We start from the raw sequence: 23,647 nt of genomic DNA, 5'->3' as shown, positions 1-23,647 counted from the left end.
TTATCGGATTATTTTCCGATATTCAGTCAGCTTCGACTCGATATGAGCGCGACGCGGGATTCGTCGTGTGTCTTCGTCTTTCACCTTCTACTCGCTGTGCATAAACCCAATAAGGACGCCCGGGCCGTCCTCAAAAAACAAAGGAAACCAATGCGTACCAGTCAGCTCTGCGTCGCAATAGCTATTGCAATGGCGACGTTTGAAACCGCGACACCCGCATACGCGGAACTCGGGGGGCCGCCGACCTGGTCGTCGAGCGGCACCAACAACGTGACGATCCTCGCGCAACGCCAGAGCACCGCCTCGGTCACGTACAGCGTGAACCAAACCACCCTTACGTCCGGCACGGTCGTCAGTGAGTACGTGGCGCAAAGCGGCACCGTCTTTGCCATCACATGGCACGGTCCAAAGATCGCGCCGCTCAATACCTTGCTAGGCACTTACTTCTCCGCTTATCTGCAGGGCTTGTCCACCGCACGCGCGACGATGGGTGGAGGCTCCGGCCCGCTGTCGGTTCAGCAGTCCGGGCTCGTGGTCCAGACGGGTGGCCACATGGGGGCCTACACCGGTCGTGCGTACCTGCCTCAGGCATTCCCGCAAGGGTTCAGTGCCGACGACATCCAATAAACGGGAAACAGAACAATGCGAGCAATTTTCGGGGTTATGGTCGCGGCATTGACGATTGGCCTCGCCGCATGCGGCGGCGGAGGCAGTTCGAATTCAACGACCTCCAGCACAACGAGTTCCGGTACTTCCAGTAGTACGAGCAGCAGCACCACCAGTTCGTCGACAAGCACGTCGACGCTCGCCACCGATGCGTCGGCCACGCCGACGTCCAGCAGCGCGACCAACACGGTTCCCATCACGATTTCGTCTGCACCGTACGGCAACAAAAACCGCCCGATGGTAAGCGTGACGGTCTGTACGCCGGGAAGCAATGCTGCGTCGAACTGTTCGACCATCGACAACGTCCTTCTCGATACCGGTTCGTACGGACTGCGTTTGTATGCGTCCGTCGTACCTAGCACGACGCTCTCGACGCTGACGACGCAAACGCAATCCTCAACCAGCGACACGATCGCCGAATGCGCGATCTTTGGTAGCGGCTACACGTGGGGCACAGTTCGCAGCGCAGACATCAAGATGTCCAGCGAGATTGCGGAAAACGTGCCGATCCACATCATGACCGACTCGACGCTCGCAGAGTCGGCGCCGTCGGATTGCCAGGTCAGTACTGCGCTCAGCACGCCGGCGCTGCTCGGCGCGAACGGTATCCTCGGCGTAGGCGTGCGGCCCCAGGACTGTGGCTCGAGTTGCGTGAGCGGCTCACAAAGCGCCGCCTACTATGCTTGCGGCAGCTCGACGTGCACGGCCACCACAGAGGCTCTCGCATCGCAGGTGGGCAACCCGGTCCAGTATTTCACGACCGACAACAACGGCGTGATCGTCGAGATCTCACAGGTCTCCGATAGCGGAGGCAGCACGGCGTCCGGAACACTGGTGTTCGGCATCGATACCGAGACCAACAATGTGCTATCCGGCACGAGCGCGACCGTCTTCACCACAGACGAGTATGGCGACGTAACGGCAACGTTTAACGGCACCACCTATACGGACAACGCGTTCTTCGACACAGGCTCAAACGGTCTGTTCTTCGCGGACTCGAGTATTTCCCAGAGCAGCAGCACGTGGTACACACCGTCGAGCACGTTGGGTCTGTCGGCTACGGTCACGGGTTCCAATTCATCGAGCGCGAGCATTGGTTTCAACATTGCCAACGCAACTACGCTGTTTGCGACGGGCAACTACGCATTCAACGATCTCGGTGCGTATCTGTCCGGCAGCTTTGACTTCGGGTTGCCGTTCTTCTACGGGCGGCATGTGTACTTCGGCATTACCGGTACATCGTCGGCCGGCGGCGGAAGCGGGCCATACGTGTCGTACGTATCGAGCTGATCGTCGGTTGTGACACTAAAGGCCGGCGCCTTCAAGGCGTGGGCCGTTTGCATGAAATTAACGGCTGGCGCCTCCGGGGCGCTGGCCGTTTGCATCATGGGAACCGGAAACATCGTTTTCCTCAATAAGTTTCCGCGCCAGGGCGTCGGCCTGTTCTGTCTCATCGTTGGCGACAGGCGCAATGCTTGCCCCTGCGGGATCGGTGGCACTGGCCAACGCTCCGTCACGTTGATGCGTGTCGACCGACACGACCATCGACAACCCAACCCGCAGCGGATGCGCAACCAGTTCCGCCGGGTCGAGAGAAACGATCACCGGTACGCGCTGCACGACCTTGATCCAGTTGCCGGCCGCGTTTTGCGGCGGCAACATCGAAAACGCACTGCCCGTTCCGGGCGACAGTCCACCGATGCGGCCATGGAATACCATCCCCGAACCATACAGGTCGGAGACTGCGGAAACCGGCTGGCCGATGCGCAGGTTGCGGACTTGCCCTTCCTTGAAGTTCGCCTCGATCCAGAGTTGCCTGACCGGCACCACCGTCATCAGCTGGGCGCCGGGCGCAACGGGTTGACCAATCTGCACGGCGCGCTGAGCCACGGCGCCTTCGACGGGCGCCACGAGCGTCGTGCGCGCGAGCCTGACATACGCAAGCTCCAGTTGCTGCACCGCCAGCGACACGGCTGGATCGTCCTCCACGTTCCCCGAACCACTCGCCGCGAGTCCGCTGGCAAGCTGGCTGCGCGCCGCGGCCAGATTGGCCTGCGCAACGGCAACGGCCTCTCGCGCGCGCTCGTACTCGTCGCCGGACACCACCTGCACGGTGGCACCCGAGCGCGCCTTCAGCGCCTGCTCGGCCTGTGCGAGTTCCGCCGCACGAGCGTCGACCGCAGCGCGGTACATTGCATTGGCGAACTGGGCGCTGCGCGTCTGCCGCACTGCGCGTATGAGATCCCCCTCGGCCTGCCCAAGCGCAATACGCGCTTCTGTATCGTCGAGCCGCACCAGCGGCTGTCCGGCCTTGACGTACTGCGTATTGCCCACCAGCACCTCCCGCGCGGTGCCCGCCACCTGCGCGGCGATCGGCACCACGTTGCCGGCGACATATGCGTTATCCGTTTCCTCGAAGAAACGGCCGGAGACAAACCAGTTCACACCTACCGCGGCGGCCGCAACCGCCGCTACGCCGAACAGCAGCATAAACAGGCGGTTTCGGCGCGAAATCTTCCTTGGATCGCGATGCGCAAATGCCATGCGTTCGCCGGGCAGGTTTTCTGTACTCATGCGATTCAGCTAGAGGAAGGATTGTTGGATGAGCGATTATCACTCTGGCTTGCGGGCGAGTCCTGCATCGCGGGCTGGCGGGTCGCGGCGGGTGAAGCCGCGGCGGTACCCGTCCGGCTTGCCTCGTCGAAACCGCCGCCCAGCGCGCGGATCAACGCAATGTCCGCATCGCGCCGTTGTGCCTCGAGTTCGAGAAGCCGCTGTTGCTCGTCGAGTTTCATATCGTGTTGCGCGAGAACATCCGCCTGTGGAATCAGACCGCGGCGCTGCCGTTCAGTCGCGACCGCGATCATCTGTTCACGCGCGGCGAGGACGCGCTGCTGCTCGTCGATGAGTGTCGTAAGGCTGCGCATCGTCGCAATCGATCTGGACACCTCGGCAAGGGCCTCATCGAGTGTCTTGTTGTACAGCGCGATCGTCTCGTCAGCTTGTGCAAAGTCGCCATGCAGTTGCGAGCGCAACTGGCCGCGTTCGAAAATCGGCAGGGACACGGCAGGACCGATGGCAAAGAATGCCGACGCGCTCGAGAACAGCGAGCCGAGACTCAACGACGACAGGCCACCCCCAGCAGACAGATTGATGTTCGGGTAGAACTCCGCGCGGGTAGCATCGATCTTTGCGGTTGCGGCCTGCACACGCAGCCTGGCCGCGACAATATCGGGGCGCCGGCCGAGCAGTTCGAGCGGCAGGTTCGCGGGCACGGACAAGGCGTCGCTATCGGTGAGCGTCGGCCGTTGCAACGAGAGCCCGCGTTCCGGTCCCGCGCCGGTCAGCGCTCCAATCTGCAACTGCGTCTGCGTGATCGAATCGTCGATCGTCTGCAACTGCATGCGAAGCGCCGCCTGCTCGATCTGTTCCTGCTGCGCGCTGTAAGTGTTGTCGATGCCCCTCGCCTCGCGCGTGCGCCGGATCGCATCGAGTTGCTCGGCGTCATGGCGGCGCGCCTCCATCAGGTCGCGCCTCGCATACGCGTAGGCCAGTTGGCCGTAGAGGGTGACAAGCGAAGTGGTGAGGGTCAGGCGAGCCTGCTGCGCATCGACTCGCGCAGCATCGCGTGCCGACACCAGCGCCTGGGTGAGCGCGCGGTTCTTGCCCCACAGATCCAGTTCGTAGTTGGCGCCGACGATCACGCTCCCCGGCGACACCCACGGGTCGCTAAAGAGATCGATCGGTACCGTGGTGCCATCGAAATTCACGCTCGCCGCCCCGTCGACGGCAGGAAAGCGCGCCTTGTAGGCTGCCGCCGTCGCCGTCCCCGTCAGACCCGTGCCCGAGGCGAACCGTTCGAGTTGCGACTGCGCCTCGGCGATCCGCGCGCCGGCAATCTGAATGTCCGGATTGCCAGCAAGCGCTTCTGCGACCAGCGCGTCGAGTTGCCGGTCATGAAACGATGCGAACCATTGCGCCTCCGGCCACGCGCCGCCTGCATCTTTCGTGGTCTGCGCCAGTTCCTGCGGACCCGGCGAGCGCATGGCAAGCGGTTGATAGGGGGTGTGGTCCGCGCAACCGCTCAGTACACACAAGCCGCTCAGCAAGGTAGCCGATGTTAAAGCCCATAAGCGCTTTAACGCGTGCTGGACATGGCAGAGTTCGATCGCCATCGCTCAGCCGCGCGCCAGACGGGCGGCGAGCCGCGGGCGCGCGGTTTCGAGCGGACCCAGCCTGCCAAACATGCCGTCGACAATCCCGCAGGCGATGCCGGAAAGCTTCGCCAGCTTGCCGGACTCGAAGAGCAATACCTGCCACACCTGCATGAGTGTGATGAAGTTAGGGATAAGCGCGACCGGAAGCGATAGCGTGTATTGCAGACACAGATGCATGCCGTTGCGTGCCATGTAATAGCGGCGAAACGCCGGATGGTTCATCGAAGTGAGGCGTATCGGACCGAACCGGTGCTGCCGTTTTTCGCCGATGCGATGTGACAGGATGAGCCGTGGTTCCACATAAAAAGGTACGCCACGCTGCAACGCGCGCAATGAATATTCCGTGTCGACGTGGTCGATAAACAACGGTTCATCGAACGCACCCAGCCGCTCATAAGCGAGGCGCGAAATGACGCATCCGGAAGACAGGAGAAAGGAGCACGGCTGCAACGATGCTCCCGCTTCGAAAGCCAGCGTGCGGATCGAAAAGCCGTTGCTGTACATCTGCGGAAGGAAGCGGCCGATGTTCTCGTCATAGATACGCGGCCCGATAGCGAAGGCTCGTGCGCCGAGCGCCGCGCAGGACTCGCGCATCACGCGAAAGTAGTCGGCACTCGCCAGCGAATCCTGATCGAACAGCGCCACCGCACCGATACCGCGTTCGAACAGGTGCGCAAGGCCCCGGTTGTAGGCGCCGGCAATCCCGCCACGATTAGCATTACGAAGATATGCGATGCCGTGCGCGGCCAGTCCATCGGCAATCGAGGTGGCAGGCACCGGCGAATTGTCGACGACCAGCACCGGCACGCTAGGTTCGCACAGTTCGAGAAGATGCGTAAGCTGCTCGGGCGTCGGCCGATACAACACCACCAGCGCGCCGAGCAACGGCGCGGCGCTCTCGGTGGCGCCCGCGCTGCCCGAAGAGGTGATCGTTTCGCTCATGATCGTTATCTCCCCATACGCGTCAATGTCCGGCGCGCGCCGCGGAGATGCCGCGCCACGGCCTGGTGGCCCACATCAGCAAGGCAAGCGCGAGGCACACGAGGCTCGCCATATAGAACAGGTCGTTGGTCGCCATCATGTAGGCTTGTTGCTCGACCACACTGCGCACGGCGGCCAGCTGATTGGGGCCTAGTCCAAGCGTTTGCAGCGATCGCATGAACAGGCTCGTGCCGGTGGACGCATGCGTCACCGACTGCGCGAGATTGCCATAGTGATGCGCGGCGCGGTTGTCCCACCAGGTAACACTGAGCGCGGTGCCGAAAGCGGCCGAAAGCGTGCGCAAAAAATTCGACAGACCCGAGGCCGCCGCCAGTTTTTCGTTGGGGATACGCGACAGGATGGCCGCGCTCAACGGGATAAAAAAGCACGGCAGGCCGATGCCTTGAATGAAGGTCGGCGTGACGATCTGCCAGAACGACATCGTCAGGGTGAAGTGCGCGTCCCACGACAGCACGGCAAAAAACACCAGAAAACCAAACGACGTGACGACGCGCGCATCGAAGCGGTCCAGAAACATGCCGACCAGCATGGAAAAAACCAGCGCAAGGATGCCGAGCGGCGCAACCGTCAATCCCGCCTGGAATGCGGTGTACCCCATCACGGTTTGCAGCCAGAGCGGAAAGATGACACCGATCACCGAGAAGCTCACCATTCCGAGCGAAATGATCGTCACGCCGAACGAAAACGTGCGGTCGCGAAACAGGCTGAGGTCGATCACCGGATAGGGCTCGGCCGATTCCCAGATCAGCAGCGAGACCAAGGCGAGCGCGGCGATCAGCGAAAGCCCGACGATCAGGGACGAGTCGAACCAGCCGTGATCGCGCCCGAGGTCGAGCACGCCCTGCAGCGCCCCCACACCGACTACGAGCAGCACGATACCCATCACGTCCATCGGCGGCTGATGCGGATCGGGTGGCTCGCGCCGCAGCAGCGCGGCGCATGCCGCGAAGGCAAACAAACCGATTGGCAGATTGATAAAGAAAATCCACGGCCAGGAAAACTGGTCGATGATCCAGCCACCCAGCACCGGCCCGAAGATCGGCGCGAGCAGAACCGTCATGGCCCACAACGCCAGCGCCAGCACACGCCTTTCCGGTGGAAACGCGCGCAGCAGGATGGCCTGTGAAAGCGGCACCATTGGGCCTGAACAGAGCCCCTGCATCGCACGGCATACCACCAGCAGTTCCAGGTTGCCAGCCATCCCGCATAGCAGCGAAGTCAGCGTGAATAGCAGCACGGACCAGACGAACAGGCGCGCCTCGCCGATCCGTTGCGACAGCCAGCCGGTCAGCGGCACGGCAATCGCCGCCGCCACCGAATACGAACTGATGACCCAGGTCGCCTGTGAATTCGACACAGCGAGACTGCCCGCGATGGACGGCACGGCGACGTTCGTCACGGTCGAATCGAGCAACTCGATGAAGGTGGCGAGTGAAAGCGCAAACGTCAGCAAGGCGAGCATCGCGCCGCGCAAAGGCGGCGCCTCGCGAGCGCTGAGATCCGGTATGACTACGTCGCTTGAAGTACTCATATGGACCGTGCTGTTCCCAGGGTCTTGCGGTCTGCGGGACGCGTGCCGGCAGCGGCACGTCGCTCGGCCAGACGCTCAATGTATTGCGCGGCGGCTTCGCAGGCGTCGGGGGCGGTGCCAATCCGTTGTCTGGCGATCGTGCAGCGCGCCGCGACCCATGGGTCCGTGGCGATGCGCGAGAGTGCGGACGCCAGCGCCTTACCGCTCGCCGGGCTGTCGATCCGGATGCCGCAACCGCTCTGCGCGACGCGCTGCGCGTTGTCGAACTGATCGTGCGCAAACGGCGTGACCACCTGCGCAACGCCTGCTTCGAATGCCAATGCAGCCGTGCCGATCCCGCCGTGATGAACCAGCGCCGCGCAGTGAGGCAGAAGCTTGCGCATCGGCACAAAGTCGCGCACCAGCACGTCGGCGCGCGCATGCCACCGGTCTCCCACGTTGCGGGCGAGGACGATAGCGCGTGCGCCGGTACGGCGCAGCGCTTCGTCGACGGCGCCGAAATACGCCCGCTCGTCGATCAGCGTGGAGCCCGGTGTGAAGACCACCGGCCGTTTGCCCGACGAAAGGAAAGCACTCAGCTCATCGTCGAACGCGCCGGGCGACACATCGTTGAAAAGCGGGAAACCCGCCATGAAATGGTTGCGCGGCCAGTCTGGCTGCGCGGCCGCAAACCAGTCCGGAAACAGACACAACACGCCGTCTGGCGAGTGCAGCCAGCGGCCGAGGATGCGGCTCGCCGGTGGCAGGCCCAGGCCCTGCCGGACGTCGTTCAGCGCGGGGCCGCAAGCCCTGTCGATAATGCCTGTCTCGATCATCTCCATGCACTTTGCCCTGAGCGGAAGCGGCAGCCACATGGGCACGGTCATACGCTTGTGGGTCGGCGGCGCGCTGGCGGACAGCAGCGTCGAAGGCGACACCTGAACAGATAGGTATGGCGTGCCGTGAACTTCCTGCATCAGGCGGGCGGCGAACGCCCACAGCGAGCCGACCAGTACCGTGTCGGAGGTCGTGAGCGCGGCAAGCTCATCGAAGTGCGGCCGGATCGACGGCGCGACGATGCTCCACAGCGTGCGAAACGACGTCCGCGGGTTCCAGAGCGCGGGGCAGGCCATCGCCCGCGCATACTCGTCCCACGTGCCGATCGGCACGAACGCAAAACCGTGCCGCTCGGCCAGCGGCGCGAATTGCGGATGCGTGCAAAGCACGATCCGGTGCCGCCGTTGCGCCAAAGCCCGGCCAATCCCGATGAATGGATGAACGTCGCCGGCCGAACCGATCGCGGTAATTACGATGTGAGCCATGGGTCGTGCGCCGCTCAATAGACCCAGGGCACAAGCGCCCTCACTTCGCGGCGATAGGTGCGGTAGGGGTCGCCGAAATGCTCCGACAACCACTGCTCCTCGACGCGAACCTTATAGGCCAGCGAAGCAAAGATCAGCGCGAAGCCGGCCACTCCGCGCCACTCCTCCGTAACCAGAGCGGCGCCGGCGATGGCGAACAGACAGCCGGTGTAGATCGGATGACGCACGAGCGCATAAGGTCCGCTGCGGACCAGCTCGTGATCCGCCTTCAAGGTGACCGATACGCTCCAGTTCGAGCCGAGATGGCGCCGCCCCCAGACCGAGAAACTCAGCCCGGCCACGATAATCGCCACCCCGATCCATTGTTGCGAATCGAAGTGCGCGTCCGCAAGACTCCAGGCGCCGGCCAGCCGGTCCGGTAATACCACCAGCGCACAGCCCACGATCAACGGAATCGACTGGATCGTGCGCGACAAACGATCCTCGCGCCTGACGGTTTTCTTCGCCCACGAGGAGGCCTTCATCCAGTAGGCGAGCCACACGGCCCACGGGCCGAGAACGGCAATCGAGTGATAGATCGTCATTTTCAACCTCCGAAATCCACGTTCATTCCGGGGGTCGCAAACGTTTGCGCGACGGACAGAGAAGACGGCACCTCAGGTCGTGAACGACCGAACTCTTGAGCTACACCGAAGAAACCGAGGATTTCCTCACGGATGGCGGCCGCCTGGGTTCGCCCTTCCAGTTCGAGGAAATGCCCCGTGTTCGGCACCGCAGCGAACTGCGCGTGCATGACGTAGCGGGCGAGGACACGAATGTCCTCCGCGGTGGTGTATTCGTCGAGCTCGCCGTTGAGGAACTTGAGCCGGCAGCGAATCTCGGCCAGCTTGCCGAGGTAGCTTTCCGGCTTCAGCGCCAGAATCTGTTCGGCATGGAACGAGACGCGGCGCTGATCTTCCTTCGGCAGGCCGGTGAGATAACGGTAGTTCAGCAGCTTCAGGATACGCGGCAGGTGCTTGCCTACGGTGTCGTTCAATAGCTGGGCGGCCTGCAGGTGCTCGCCGGCCTCGAGCATGTCCCGCGCCTGACTGACATAGGCGATCATCGCATCGTTGAGAAACGGCGAGAACGAGCCGATTACCGCGCCTTCGATACTGGCGGGCCGCCGCGCCAGGGCCAGCAGCGCCGCAAGGCCGCCCCAGGACACGGAATACAGGTAGCTCGGCTCGAAGTGATTGATCAGATGCAGCAGAATCTCCGCCTCGTCGTCCTTGGTCAGCAGGAACTCGCTGCGGTTGTGCTGCCGGGATTCGCCGGCATAAGGCAGGTCGAAACAGATAACGTTATATCGTTCGCCAAGGTATTTGATTGTTTGCCCAAATGAAGCTGATGTTGCGAGGGCCCCATTCACGAGAATTACGCTTTTCCGGTCAGCCTCGAAGATATGCCGCTCAGCCTGTACGCAAAGAGAATTGGGTAGACGAACGATTGTTTTTTCAACCGGCATAGAACCCCCTTCATTCTTAATTGAATGAAAAATTGATTTGCACTTTATCGAATGCAGTGCAACAGGCAGCGCATTGACATACAGCCACATCCATATAGGACAATGGCTTCCAGGATTTTGCGATGCAGTGATACTGCGAACAAATATTGTCTGAACAATTGTGAAAAATCAAGCACGTCTATATTTTATTTTTGGAATGAAAATTACTTATGTAAGGTTGGATAATATGCTTATTGAATTGCATATTAGAGAAATAATTCCCGAATGATATTTGTGTTGATTTTATGTCGGTAAATTATTCATCACCCGATTTATATTGTTATAACTCACGCAAAACCGGACAGCCGCATATCACGCTTCGTCCGAAGCCCCGCTCTCCCCCCACGGGGATATGAAGTTGTACCGACGTGCCGTGGCCACGCTTGCTGAAAACGACCGGTTGCGCCAACGGGCAGCGCCCGTTCCCGGATGCCCAGCAAGCCTGCTGACGGGTTCAAGGCTCCGTGGCCGCGTCCAGTTCAAGCAGCCGTGGCAGCGTGGCCATATCGGACTTCGCCAGCGGCTTGCTATACCGAAACCCCTGCGCGACCTGACACCCGTTCGCCAGCAGGAAGTCTGCCTGTTCCGCCGTTTCGACGCCTTCCGCAACGACTTGCTGGCCGAGACACCGTGCGATAGACAGGATCGCCTTGACGAGCTCCGCGTGGCGCCGGTCCGTGGTCACCTTCTGGACAAACGACCGGTCGATCTTCAGCGTATCGATCGGAAACCGTGCGAGATAGCTCAACGCCGAATAGCCGGTGCCGAAATCGTCGATGGCGATCGAGAGCCCCATGGCCTTGAGCGCCGAAAGCGTATCCAGGATCGTGTCGTCTTCCTCGAGCAGCAGACTCTCCGTAATCTCGAGCTCCAGCCATTCAGGACGACAGCCGGTCTCTTCGAGCAACTCGCCGACCATCGGGACGAGATCGCGAAACTGAAACTGCCTCGCCGACAGATTGACCGCGACCGTGTGGCACGCCGTGCAACCGGCGTTCCATTCCGCTGCGGCGAGGCAAGCCTCGCGCAGGACCCACTTACCCAGATCGGCGATCAGGCCCGTCTCCTCGGCAAGGGGAATGAACTGGTTGGGAGGGACGAGCCCGACGCCCGGGCGCCGCCACCGCAGCAAGGCTTCTGAACCGATCACCTGATTGCCGTCGAGCAGTACCTTCGGCTGATAGTGCAACTCCAGTTCGTCACGCTCGACGGCGCGGCGCAGCTCCGATTCCAGTAGCAGGTACGCGGTCGCATCGACCGTCAGTTCTTTCGAGTAGAAGCGAAAGCTCCGGCCGCCGGCACGCTTGGCCGCGTACATGGCCAGATCCGCGTATTTCACGAGGTCGTCCGCTACGACGCTATCGGGCGGATACAGGGCAAGTCCAACGCTGCAGGAAACGTACACCTCTCTCCCGTTCAGGTAGAAAGGCTCGCCGAACTTGCCGAGAATCATCGCCGAGATGTCCTCCAGAACGGCACGATCGCAAATGTCCGGAAGAAGAATCGCAAATTCATCGCCCCCGAAGCGGGCCACGGTATCGCAAGGACGCACGCAGAGGTTCAGACGCGCAGCCGCGTCGCGCAGCAACTGGTCGCCCACGGCATGCCCCATGGTGTCGTTGATACCCTTGAAGCGATCCATGTCGATCATCATCACGCTGGCAAACTTGCGCTGCCCGCCAGCCTCGCTGGTAATCCGCACCAAACGCTCATTGAACTCGGTACGGTTCGGCAATCCGGTGAGCGGATCGTAGAAGGCCATCTGGTGAATTTTCTGGCGTGAAACCTGCAATTCGGAAATGTCGCGGCCCACGGTCAGGACATGTTCAACCGTACCGTGCACGCCGAATTCCGGAGCCAGCTTGATCAGATGGCAACACTGCGCGCCATCCTTTTCTGTCCAGCTCAACTCGAATTCGGCGGCTTTGCCGCTAACGAATACTTCCGTCAGCTTCTCCTCGTAAATCAGGGCATTGGGGCCACCGGGACATTCGGACGGTTTCTTGCCCATCAGCGCGGCTAAACCGCCCTCGACGAGCGCGGCGGAAATCGGATTGACATAGACACGTCTAAGCTCTTTGTCATAGCGCACGATCGTGTCTGGCGAGTTTTCCACCAGCGTCCGGAATTCCCGCTCGCGGCCGGCGAGCACCTCTTCGATACGTTTGCGCTCCGTAACATCGCGGGACAAGATGAGGAACGTGTCGGTCGCGGGCGTTTCGCCCAGCTTCTTCGCCAGCGAATACTCGAACCACCGGCGGCTGCCATCCGGCAGGTCGATCATAAGCGTCTCGCCAACGGTCACCCCTTGCCTGTCGGCCATCCCGATGGAGCGCATCGCGGCGCTCGCCTGCTGCGCGGGCAACACTTCGTCGAGCGTTTTGCCGAGCAGCTCTTCCTTGGGCATGGCGAGCAATTCCGGATTCTTGGTCCAGACGTTCAGATACCTGCCATCACGGTCCAGTTCGAACAGAATATCGGGGATCGCGGCGATGACCCCTTCGGCGAAATCGAGCGCATGCTTGAGATCCTGCTCTGCCCGGCGCCGCTCGGTAATGTCGCCTCCAATAACCAGTACGGAGACGATGACGTCCGTTTCATCGCGTTCCGGGACCAACTGGACGTGGTGGATGCGGGGCTCTCCCTCCTGCGTCGTGAAGCGCAATTCCAGTTGCCCTTCTTCTCCTGTGCGGGCTGCCTCAAGAATGGCGCTTTCGTAACCTTCGAACCGCCCGTCGGGAAAAAGCTGGCTTGGCGCCTTCCCGACAACCTCGTCGATCCCGAGACCGAAGATGGCTTCGAGCCGCGGATTCAGATAGACGATCTCAGCGCCGGTGGCATGACGCGCAAGGTAGTTCGGCAGATTTTCGGCCAGGGTCCGGAACTGACGCTCGCTGGCTGCAAGCGTCTCGCGCATCCGGCTGTGCCCGTCGTTCTGGACAGCGATGTCTGCGGCAAGCTGCGCGCCCAGTGCCCGCAGACACTGCGAAAGTGTCTGCAGGCGCCTTGCCATGCGGCGGTTGCGAACCTCGCCCTCCCCGGGCGTCCGGAGCTCCATCACAACCGCGTCGATACCTCTGACGATGTTCAGAAACTGTTCAGTCCGCTGCGTGACGTCGAATCTCACCGAAGCCTCCAGAAGTCAGCTCTCACCGGGCAAGAGGACAGGTTGATTGTCATTGTGGGGTTGCCTCGTCTGTGTGCGATGTCTCGGCCCAGCGCAAGGCGCCGCGGCCGGCTTCTTTTGCCGCGTAGAGCGCCATGTCGGCGGACTTGTAGAGCGTCTGGGCATCGAGTGCGTCCTGCGGACACCGCGCGACACCGATGCTCGCGCCGACCGCTAACGAAAGGTGGTGGTACGGAACTGGCTGGGCGAACGTGGCCATGATGCGTTCGCACACGGCGGCCACGGCCTCGCGCTCGCCTGGCTGCCTGAGCAGCACGGCGAACTCGTCGCCGCCAAGGCGCGCGACGAGATCGACCTCGCGCGTCGCCTGGCGCAGGCGCGCGCCAACGGCCTTCAACACCTCGTCGCCAGCATCGTGGCCGTAAGTGTCGTTGATCGGCTTGAAGCGGTCGAGATCGACCAGCACCAGCGCGAATTCGGCGCCCCGGCGTGCCTGCCCCACGAGGAGATGCAGGTCGTCGTTGAAATGCCGCCGGTTCGCAAGGCCGGTCAAACCGTCGAAGTAGGCCAGCTGTTCGAGCCGCTGTTCACTGGCCTGCAATTCCGCCGTACGGCGCACGAGTTCGTCGGAGCGTTGCTGGAGCTCATTGGTGCGTTGCTGAAGTTCCTGCGTGCGTTGCGCGACCAGCGCCTCCAGCGCCCCAGCACGCCGGCGTAGCAGGCGCGTGCGTACCTGTATCAGTACACCGAAGAGCACCAGCAAGAACAGCACCGCGAACAGACGAAAGGAAATCGTCTCGTACCACGCTGGCACAACGCGCACCGGCAAGCTCGCCCACTCCGTCCACTCGCCGCCGGCACGATTCGACGCGCGCACTTGCAGCACGTAGTTTCCAGGCGGCACGTTCGTATAGTGAGCGATCCGAAGGTTGGCAGGCGAGTCGGTCCATGCGTCCTCGAGACCCGCCAGGCGGTAGGCGTATCGCGTGCGCTCGGGGGCCGAGTAATCGAGCAGCGCGAAGGTGATCTGTATTGCGCGTTGCGAAGGGCCGAGCGTGATTCCGGACGACGGTATCGATCGGCCATCGGCATCCGTGAGCCTGATAGGAGCCTTGAAACGCGAGGGTTGAAACTCGCCGGGATGCACGATCGTCAAGCCATTGCCGCCGAACAGCAGATCTCCCTGCAGCGTGGTACCGGCCGAAGAGGCCCAATAGGGCAGCAGGCCAACCCCGTCGGCCTGTTGCAGCCGTGTCGTGGCCAGCGTGTCGTGGTCGATGTGCACGATGCCGCTATCGGTGCTCACCCAGACATTGTCCTTCGCATCGAGCAGCAGCGCGTTCGCGGCGTTGTTCTCCACACCATCCTCGTGACCGATACGGTGCACGTGCAAGACCGCACCTCGCGGACCGGGCTCAAGCGCACGCACGCCGCCGCCGTAGAACGCGATCCATAGCCAGCCGCGCCTGTCGCGCACGATGGAAGTCACGCAGCTACTGGGCAAACCGATCCGCTCCGGCGTCTCCGGCCAGGGCCGGTCAGTGTGGCCGGTTGCCGGCCAGTAGCGCGCGAGTCCCGTCTGCGTACCGACCCACAGCGCCTCGTTGTCTCGGCAGTTAAGGCTCGTAATGTCTGCGCCCCGCAGACTCGGGACGCTTTGCGCCGCCGCACCCTGGACCGACAGGTCGACCTGCGCCAGTCCACTCGGGCCGCCGATCCAGAGCCTGTTGCCGTCGACGCACAGCGCCCTGACCAGTGCCGTGGGCGGCAAACCTGGGAACGCGGCCCGCTCGACGCTGCGGCCGCCATCGCGGGTGCGGTACAGCCCCTTGGCGGTACCGATGTAGACGCTGCCGTCCGGCGCATCGACCATCGAAAGTGCGGAGCTCCTCGGGAGCGCGGTGTCCGGTCGACCGTCCTCGGGCGCGAGGCGCCGGCTGTGTCCGTGTTCCGCTGAGACGATGTCGATGCCGCCGTTGTCGCTGCCGAGCCAGACGCTGCCGTCGGGCCGTGCGAACACCGAGGTGACCTGCGCGTGCTTGCCGCCGAGCAGGTGGCCATCGCTGCCATACCACGTTGTAATCGCCCGCTGCGCCGGATCGATCGAATCGAACAGACTCGGCCCACCGGCCCAGATAAGTCCGCTGTGATCGCGCAGCAGCGCGACCACGTCATCCTCGGCGAGGCTGCCGGGCAGCCCTGCATCGTGGCGCAGGCGCCGGGTCGTCCAGTTCCGCGTGTCGACCTGGACGATGCCCTGAGACCATGTACCGAGCCACACCCGGCCGTCGCCGACATCGACGATCGCGACAACCCAGTCCGTCTCGACACCCTTTCCGCCACCGCGTTCACTATCGTGCAACTGCCGGGCCATCGTGGCGCCAGGTTCGATTACGAAGGCGCCGTCCGCACGCGTGCCGACCCAGACACGTCCGTCCTTGTCCTCCGCCAGTTGCCAGACCTCGATAGCAGCGCGGGTCATGCTTTCGGTCGGCACCGGCACGAAAGCCGGGGTGCCCGCGCGCAGGACGAACAGGCCGTCGTGCGTGCCGGCCCACAGGTTGCCGCTGCGATCAGCGAGCAAAGCGCTGATCCGGCGAGCCGGCAGGCCGGGCGGGTTGCCTCCCTCGGCCGCCCGCCGCACCTTGCCGGTGCTCAGATCCAGCCGGTCCAGTCCGGCTTCCGTACCCACCCACAACCCATCCGGGCCGTCAGCGGCAAGCGCGAAGACGCGTGCGCTGCTCAGGCCCTGGGGGCCCGCACCCAGCGTCCAGAAGGTACCGGTCGAGTTGTCGAAACGTGCAAGCCCGCCGCTATCCGTGCCTACCCAGAGGCGCCCCTGGCGGTCCTCATGCAGGGCATTGATGTAAGAGGAAGGCAAGCTGCCGGGCTTGCCGGCATCGCCAATGTAAACGCGAAAGCGGTACCCGTCCCAGCTGGCAAGGCCTGTCTGCGAAGCGATCCAGATCAGACCGTCCCGGTCCTGCAGCATCGCGGTGGGCGTGATGCTGCTAGGTGCTTCGACATGGCGAAAAACCGGCGTCGAGCCGTCGTACCAGGCACCCGCCGCGGCGGCGGGTGAAACAGTCGCAAGCACCATCAAAGGTGCGAAAAAGCAGCACAGCATCTGCGACCAAAGAAACTTCCATTTCTGCATCGAACTCTGGTCCCCGGTAAGTCGTTCGGCGCGATCGCCAGTCCGATGCACAGAAGGGCTGCATACAGTCATCCGAACGGGTCACGCCAACGCGATGGATCGGCCACTTCTAAGGCGGCCACGTCACCCGCCGCGGATCCGCCCAAAAGGCACCCACGTCTCTTTAAGTTACGGCAGACGGGCGCGACTTCTGAAGCAGTTCCTCAGTAGGGATTGGCTGAATTTTTTGTAGGTCTCGCGAACCGGAAACCTGAGAAAATACGCTGCGCCGGGTATTCGCCAGGCGCCGTCGAGTGTCCCGCAGCGGCCAGTTACGAGCGGCGGCCAGGCGACTTGTTTCGCATTAGAATCTGAGCATCAGAATGAGAATCGCCGGGTTTCATGGAAGCCCGGCCGCCCGCCGTAAGGGATATCGCAATGCTATGGAAGATTGAAGGCTCCGAGACTCATATTCTGGGTTCGGTTCACGTCACCAACCTCGAGCCGTTTCGCTTGCCGCGCCATGTTCTGGAGGTGTTTAGCACCGCCAGTCACCTCGTGCTGGAAGCAGACCTGTCGGAACCGCCCGACTCGGCGCCCCTATTGCTGCCGCCCGGCACCACGCTCAAGGATTGCGTGACACCGCTTACGTATGCGAAAGCGCATTCGCACTGGTTGCGGCTCGGACTTCCCGGGCAGAATCTGCCGCGCTTCAAACCCGGCGCCGCGGCGCTGATCCTTCACCTGAACGAGGCGGCCAGGAGCGGCTATGTGATGGAGCGCGGCGTCGACCGGCTTCTCTGGGATCGCGCCGTCCACGATGCAAAACACCGTGGGGCGCTCGAAACGGTCGAGGCCCAAACCATCGCCCTGACGTCGGCGCCGATTGCCGAGCAGACCTCCATGCTGGAATATTTCGTGAACGGCGATCTCGGTGTTGCAGAGCTGTCCACGATGGTGCGCGCCTGGACTCACGGAAATACCATCCGTTTCGATGCTGCGCTCACGGAACGCCGCCGGCGCTGGCCGGCCATGTTCGATATCCTGATCAATCAACGCAACAGGAACTGGGTGCCCTCGATTGTCCGGATGGCGGCGGATCGCAGGTCGCGACTGATCGTCGTGGGCGCCATGCATACGGTCGGCCCGGCGGGACTTCCGCGTCTGCTGTCGATGCACGGGCTGCGTTTGCGCAGCCAAAGCTGGTGCCTGCCGGCCACTCCTTTGACGCGATACCGGCATCACGCACGCCGTGAAGCGCACGGCCGGGTCCAGCCCGACTAGTCCGGCGCCGCCTGACGATCAGGAAGACGAACCTTGATCGCAGTGCCGGCGCCCGGCGCACTGAGCACTTCGATCTCCCCGCCCAGCATCAGGACACGCTCTTCCATCCCGGCCAGACCGAACGAAGTTTTTCTGATCGCCTGCGCATCGAACCCTTGGCCGTCGTCGCGAACTTCGAGCACGTAGGCGCCAGGCGTTCGTTCGAGCGTGATGATCACTTCGGTGGCCGCTGAATGCCGGGCGACATTCGTCAACGCCTCCTGGACAAGGCGAAACAGCACCACGGCGTGGTCTTCGCTCATGACGATGTTCTCGTCCTGCACGCGAAGCTGACATACCGTGCGGCCATTGCGGTCGAACTCGGCAGCCAGCCACTCGAGCGCCGCCACGATACCGGCATCGAGAGCCGGCGGACGCAGCGACGTGATGACGCCCCGCACCACCTCCATGGTGTTGTCCACCAGCGCAATCAGTGCCCGGGTTTCGTCGAACAGCTCCGGGTGGTCATTGCCGAACTGCATGCGCAACGTCGACGCGCGCATGCGCAGCGCGGTGAGATATTGCCCGAGCTCGTCGTGCATTTCCCGTGCGATATGTTTGCGCTCTTCTTCACGTGCCGTTTCACGGCGCGAGGTGAGTTCGCGCAACATCTCGTAAGACTCCCGCAAGCGGTGCTCTGCTTCCTTGCGCTCGGTCAGATCGACCACGAAGGCGACACCTTCCTTCCCACTAGCTTCGAAAGCGACCCTGCCGATCATGACGGGCACACGGCTGCCGTCCTTCCTGAGGTACTCCTTCTCCGTTGGCTGTGAGCGCCCCACTGTCCTTAGCTCTTCCAAAGCCAGTGCGGCGCTTTCGCGCCATTCCGGCGGCGTCAGGTCCGTCCAGCGCACGCGCCCCGAGACGAGGTCGTCGCGCTCGTATCCCACCATGCGCAGAAACGCGTCGTTCGCCTCGAGGATGTCACCATCCTCTCTCCAGACGATGATGCCGATGATGTTGGCATCGACGAGCCGCCGAATCCTCGATTCGCGCTCCGCAAGGTCACGGTACAGGCGGGTATTTTCGAGCGACGTCGCGGCCTGCGAGGCAAGCAGCCTCAGCGCGGCAATCCGTGCAGGCGCGAATACGCGGGTAAGCAGATCGTTTTCGAGGTACAGCGCGCCGATGAGTTTGGCCCGGTTCATCAAGGGCATGCAGAGCATCGAACGGGTGCGGTGCTGAACAATGTACGGGTCCGTGGCAAATGTGGGATCGCTCGCGGCATTGTCGAGAATCACGCTCTCGCGCGTACGCAGGACGTGGTACAGAACCGACTCGGGCAGCATCGCCGCGCTCACCGGCACATCGCGCAGCTCGACAAGCGGCATATCGCCGTCGGTCGTGACCTCTGCGGCGATCCGTTGCTCATTGCCGTCCGGAAGAATCAGCAAGCCGCGTCCGGCGCCGGCCTGTTCGATCGCCGTACGCATCACCGTATCGATCAGCTTGTCGAGAACGATCTCTCCCGAGACCGCTTGCGACACCTTGATCACCGTCGCGAGATCGAGGTGTTCGACCGGCGCCCCGATCGTGCTGGTGGGTCTGAGCGCCTGGTCACCTTCTCTGAGGTATGGGTGCATTTCGTCGAGCTGCCGCACCTTGCCATCTGCGCCCCAGCGCCGATACCCTTGCCGGGCGTCCTGCAGATACATGCGGGCTATCTTGTCGAATCCGCGCGCCGCATAGAAGCGCGACGCGAGTTCGCCGGCAAGCGCTTCGTTTTGCACGAAGCCGTTTGCGCGTGCCGAGCGGATCGCCGTTTCGTAGAGGCGCATCGCCTCGGCGTCGCGCCCTTCCAGGCGAGCGATCTCGGCGCCGACCAGCGCCGCGCGATCCTCGAAGTTTTCGGGGCAACTCTGCGCCCGCAATTGCAATTGCCTTTCGTGAATAGCTATCGCTTCGAGAGACTCCCGCGCTTCAGGGCCGGGGCTGGCAACAGGACCGCAGCAGGCAGCCAGCGAGAGCGCGCTGTAGAAATGATATTCCGCCTCTTCCAGGTACGATGCCGCGGTCCACAAAAGACGTTGCGCCCGCATCGAAGCATCTGCCGCCGCCGCGTAGTCGCCGGCAAAAAAGCGCGCCTGCAACTTGCGGATCCAGTACCAGCTGTGCGCAATCACGAGGTCCGGATTTTCGAGGAAGTGACGCTCGATCCGCATCTCGTCGAACTGCCCATCGTTGAAAGAGCCAAAGGCCAGCGTCAGGCCTCGCAGCGTTCGTACCAGTCCAAGCTGCGTCGCGCTAACGTCGGTGGCGAAACCGAAATGCGCTTTTTGCGCGAACATCAGGCTCGCTTCAGCTTCGCGCTGCACGTCGGCGAGTGGATCTCCCGCGATGAGCAGATTGGTGATCATATGGGTGTAGCAATACCCTTCGCAAACGAGGTCACCCGTATTCCTTGCAGCCTCGAACGCGCGGTTCATCAGTTCGCGGCCAGCCCGCAAATGTTTGGCCATCGGCAGGATGACGTTGCCGAAATGCATGTAGGTTCTTGCACGGAAACGCATCAGGCGGCGCCGTTCGACAAGGTCGTAACCCAGCTGACCGAATTGAAATCCGACCTCGTAGTGGCCAAAACGCGCTCCGGCCATCATGCCGAGCCGGACATAGGCGGAGCTGGATCCGTCGCAATTGCCGCGCTCAAGGCTCAGATTGACGGCCCTGGAGACGACCAGCGACCATAGATTCGTATCGGTAAACAGTGCGGCGGGCATGACCTTGACGAGGACGTCCATGGTCGCGAGCGATTCCGGGTCGGTCATCAGCCGCAGATCGATGAGCTCCTCGATCTTGCGGTCTCCAAGCTGGGACCAGATTCGTTCGTATTCCTCACGCGCTTTCTCTTCCGCGGTATGCGGCGACCAGTCGATGCCCAGATGTTCCAGGTAGTCCAGAGCAACCGCAACGGCGCGGCTCGCCTGATCGAGCGTCATGTACAGATCGACGCGCAAACATGTCACGTTGGCACGCTCGGGCACAGTCGCGGCACGCTGAATAAGCACACTCAAACGCTCTTCCGCGGCCGACAGGCGGCCCGTCAAAAACTCGCATTCGGCCCGCTCCAGCTCCAGCGCGAAGATCAGGTCGTGCCGGCGCACCCAGCAATCGTCCCTCAGGAATTCGGCGCCGGCGCTCAGGTAGGTGAGCGCCGACTCATAGGCTGACGACGCCTTCGCACGCTGGCCGGCAATCAGGTTGAGCCCGGCCAGTTGCTCGCGCTCTTCCTGCAGCGTGACGAGGGCTGCACCACGGTTGAGCTGGTTGACGATTTCGAAGACCGCCTCTTGCCGTTTCTCCGGTAGCGTCTGCGCAGCAAGCAAACGTCCGACGCGCAAATGGGCCTGCGCACGCAACGCCTCGGGGATCATCGAGTAGGCCGCCTCCTGCACCCGGTCGTGGACAAACCGGCAGGATTCCTCAAGTTGCTCGATGAGCTCCTGTTCGACCGCCGGCAGCAGCAGTGCCCGGATCTCGTCCCTCGAACGCTCAAGAACGTTCGCGAGCATCGCCGTCGTGGCGGTGTTGCCGAGACAGGCAAACTGTTGCAGCGCCTGCTGCGTTTCGACGGGCAAGCGGGCCAGCTTCGCGACCATCAGGTCGGCGACATTGTCGGTATAGCCCTTGCCATGAATGTTCGGCAGATCCCAGTGCCAGCAGGCTGCGTCGTGATCGAAACCGAGCAGGCCCTCGTCGACGAGTGCGTGCAGAAACTGGATGACAAAGAACGGATTGCCGGCGGTCCTTTCGTGGACGAGCTGCGCGAGCGGTGCCGCGTGTTCCGGCACGTCGCGAAGCGCCTCTGCGATCAACTGTTCGACGTGCCCGCGCGCAAGCGGCACCAACGCCACTTCATCGAACGTTGCGCCCGCGTTGCGCACGGCCTGCAGCTTGCGCATCAGCGGATGCGAGGCGTCCACCTCATTGTTGCGATACGCGCCGATCAACATCAGATGGCGCAGATCCGGACCGGTAAGCAGGTCTTCCAGCAGATCGAGCGTCGCGGCGTCGAGCCATTGCAGATCGTCGAGAAACAGCGCCAGCGGATGTTCCTGCGTGGCGAACACGCCGATGAAGCGCCGGAAAACGAGCTGAAAGCGGCGTTGCGCCTGATGTGGATCGAGCTCAGGAACCGGCGGCGGATCGCCGATGATCAGCGTCAGTTCGGGGATCAGCTCGGTCATGAGCCGGGCGTTCGGCCCAAGGGCTTCGATCAATGCGTCACGCCAGCTTGCGAGTTCCGCCTCGCGTTTGCCGAGCAGCGGTCGCACGAGGCCCCTGAAGGCTTGCACCAGGGTCGAATAGGGTATGTCGCGCTTGTACTGGTCGAACTTGCCCGAGGCAAAGAGCCCGCGCGGGGGCACCAGCACCTTGTGCAACTCGTTGACGACCGCGGATTTGCCGATGCCCGAGTAGCCGGAAACCAGCACCAGTTCCGGCGCGCCGCTGCTGATGACGCGGTAGAAGGCGGCCACCAGCGTGCCGACCTCGCGCTCCCGCCCGTAGAGTTTCTCGGGGATCAGCAGCCGGTCGGGCGTGTCGTGCGCGCCCAGCCGGAAGACATCGACGCGACGCTGGCGCGTCCATTCGGCCAGACAGTACCGCAAATCCCACTCGACGCCGGCCGCGGTCTGATAACGCTCTTCGGGTGTCTTCGCGAGCAGCTTCATCACGACCGCCGAGACGCCAGGCGGAACCGCCCCCACCCGCGCGCTGGGCGGCAGCGGCTTGCGGGCGACGTGACAGTGCACCCATTCCATCGGATCGAGAGCCGTGAACGGCAATGTGCCCGTGAGCATCTGGTAGATCGCGACGCCGAATGCGTAGAGGTCGCTGCGCGAGTCGATCGAACGGTTCATCCGTCCGGTCTGCTCGGGTGCCATGTAGGCGAGCGTGCCGGCAATGGTCTCCGGCGGCTCGGGACGTTGCCGCTCACGCGGCAGCCGCGAGGCAATGCCGAATCCGGTGAGCCGCACGTGCCCGTCCACACAGTTCACGAGGATATGGGCTGGCTTGAGATCCTTGTGGACGAGGCCGCACTGGTGGAGCTTACCCAGCGCCACCGCGACTCCCGTAGCGAGGCGCAGGACACTTTCCATTTCCATGGGTGCGCCGGTCAACCGCTCGAGCGGCTCGCCGCCTGGATCCTCGAGCACCAGCACGGCGCGGCCTTCTGCCTGCAGCAGTTCCCTGGGTCGCACTGCCCATGCGCTGCCGAGTTGACCCCGCAGCGCAAATTCATGAGCAATACGCGCGAGGCTGGCCGGCGATGGATGCTCGCTGGCCGTGCGCGCCACCAGCACGCTCTCGCTACCGTCCTGAGACCGCTCCCGGCAGAACACGCGCTCGCCATCCTCCCAGAGAAGCTGGGGGCTGCTGCCCGCATCGAATCCGTGTGTGGCGTCCATCTGCACTGGCTGGCTGGTGTGCGGGCTTTGCCCGTCGTGTCTCTAGAGGGCGCACGCCCTGTTTATCTGTTTCATCGGCGTCCTGTGCATGTGAATGCATGACACAAAGCGGCGTATTGTGACCGGCAATTCTTACGCCTTACGATCAGGAACGTTTACAAATGACCGCATCACGCCACGATACACCTTGACGACCGCCGCAACATATTCGCGTCGACCCTTGACGTGCCTGGACGATGGCTTCGCTTGCACCACGCCGGGCGCGAGCCACCCGCCTATTGTCTGATGAAAAGATTGGAATCACGCACGGCGGGACGTCTAATAAGAAGAGTAAGGTTGCAGGCTTCTCAAGATTAAAAAGCGTCTGGTGGTATCCGTGGTTGCGCTGCC

Annotated in this window: 14 protein-coding genes; 3 read left to right on the top strand and 11 right to left on the bottom strand. The window is 62.8% G+C overall.

Annotated features, from left to right (window positions below; translation table 11 throughout):
• The first annotated feature begins 150 nt into the window (after positions 1-150).
• Complete coding sequence (locus BUS06_RS29515; protein ID WP_074267897.1) at positions 151-627, top strand: DUF2844 domain-containing protein; 477 nt, start codon at positions 151-153, stop codon at positions 625-627.
• On the opposite strand, the gene BUS06_RS38400 is transcribed toward BUS06_RS29515, so the two are convergent.
• The gene (locus BUS06_RS38400; protein WP_254369112.1) at positions 585-962 is read right to left on the bottom strand and encodes a hypothetical protein; all 378 of its coding nucleotides are present in this window, start codon (positions 960-962) and stop codon (positions 585-587) included. The two genes, BUS06_RS29515 and BUS06_RS38400, sit on opposite strands and share 43 nt — an antisense overlap.
• Here BUS06_RS38400 and BUS06_RS29510 point away from each other — a divergent pair.
• Positions 862-1,956 carry a DUF3443 family protein gene (locus BUS06_RS29510; RefSeq protein ID WP_254369088.1) on the top strand — a complete coding sequence of 365 codons (1,095 nt, stop codon included), beginning with the start codon at positions 862-864 and terminating at the stop codon, positions 1,954-1,956. The two genes, BUS06_RS38400 and BUS06_RS29510, sit on opposite strands and share 101 nt — an antisense overlap.
• 57 nt (positions 1,957-2,013) lie before the next feature.
• Here the strand turns inward: BUS06_RS29510 and BUS06_RS29505 are convergent, their stop codons facing one another.
• The 9 genes from BUS06_RS29505 to BUS06_RS29465 form a co-directional block, all read right to left on the bottom strand.
• Positions 2,014-3,240: an HlyD/EmrA/EmrK family protein gene (locus BUS06_RS29505; RefSeq protein WP_074267895.1), complete on the bottom strand. Its 1,227-nt coding sequence runs from the start codon at positions 3,238-3,240 to the stop codon at positions 2,014-2,016.
• Between the two features lie 5 nt (positions 3,241-3,245).
• Complete coding sequence (locus BUS06_RS29500; RefSeq protein ID WP_074267894.1) at positions 3,246-4,841, bottom strand: efflux transporter outer membrane subunit; 1,596 nt, start codon at positions 4,839-4,841, stop codon at positions 3,246-3,248.
• Between the two features lie 3 nt (positions 4,842-4,844).
• Positions 4,845-5,825: a glycosyltransferase family 2 protein gene (locus BUS06_RS29495; protein ID WP_074267893.1), complete on the bottom strand. Its 981-nt coding sequence runs from the start codon at positions 5,823-5,825 to the stop codon at positions 4,845-4,847.
• A 22-nt stretch (positions 5,826-5,847) separates the two neighbouring features.
• A complete protein-coding gene (locus BUS06_RS29490; RefSeq protein WP_074267892.1) occupies positions 5,848-7,416 on the bottom strand; it encodes a DHA2 family efflux MFS transporter permease subunit in 1,569 nt (522 codons plus the stop codon).
• Positions 7,413-8,717 carry a glycosyltransferase gene (locus BUS06_RS29485; RefSeq protein WP_074267891.1) on the bottom strand — a complete coding sequence of 435 codons (1,305 nt, stop codon included), beginning with the start codon at positions 8,715-8,717 and terminating at the stop codon, positions 7,413-7,415. The genes BUS06_RS29490 and BUS06_RS29485 overlap by 4 nt, the downstream gene beginning before the upstream one ends.
• Before the next feature lie 14 nt (positions 8,718-8,731).
• Positions 8,732-9,301 carry a methyltransferase family protein gene (locus BUS06_RS29480; protein ID WP_074267890.1) on the bottom strand — a complete coding sequence of 190 codons (570 nt, stop codon included), beginning with the start codon at positions 9,299-9,301 and terminating at the stop codon, positions 8,732-8,734.
• A gap of 2 nt (positions 9,302-9,303) precedes the next feature.
• Complete coding sequence (locus BUS06_RS29475; protein ID WP_074267889.1) at positions 9,304-10,224, bottom strand: alpha/beta fold hydrolase; 921 nt, start codon at positions 10,222-10,224, stop codon at positions 9,304-9,306.
• A 493-nt stretch (positions 10,225-10,717) separates the two neighbouring features.
• A complete protein-coding gene (locus BUS06_RS29470; protein ID WP_083611664.1) occupies positions 10,718-13,390 on the bottom strand; it encodes a sensor domain-containing protein in 2,673 nt (890 codons plus the stop codon).
• A 49-nt stretch (positions 13,391-13,439) separates the two neighbouring features.
• Entirely contained in the window at positions 13,440-16,547 is a 3,108-nt protein-coding gene (locus tag BUS06_RS29465) for a ligand-binding sensor domain-containing diguanylate cyclase (RefSeq protein WP_074267888.1), read from the bottom strand.
• A gap of 417 nt (positions 16,548-16,964) precedes the next feature.
• Between BUS06_RS29465 and BUS06_RS29460 the strand changes: the two genes are divergently transcribed.
• Positions 16,965-17,810 carry a TraB/GumN family protein gene (locus BUS06_RS29460; protein WP_074267887.1) on the top strand — a complete coding sequence of 282 codons (846 nt, stop codon included), beginning with the start codon at positions 16,965-16,967 and terminating at the stop codon, positions 17,808-17,810.
• Here BUS06_RS29460 and BUS06_RS29455 read toward each other — a convergent pair.
• Positions 17,807-23,257, bottom strand: coding sequence for an AAA family ATPase (locus tag BUS06_RS29455; RefSeq protein WP_074267886.1), 5,451 nt, complete (start codon positions 23,255-23,257; stop codon positions 17,807-17,809). The genes BUS06_RS29460 and BUS06_RS29455 overlap by 4 nt on opposite strands.
• Positions 23,258-23,647: the final 390 nt, after the last annotated feature.

The organism is Paraburkholderia phenazinium (assembly GCF_900141745.1).
Lineage (GTDB): Bacteria > Pseudomonadota > Gammaproteobacteria > Burkholderiales > Burkholderiaceae > Paraburkholderia > Paraburkholderia phenazinium_B.
The sequence above is the reverse complement of the archived record's forward strand: the minus strand, read 5'-3'. Positions and strand labels throughout refer to the sequence as shown.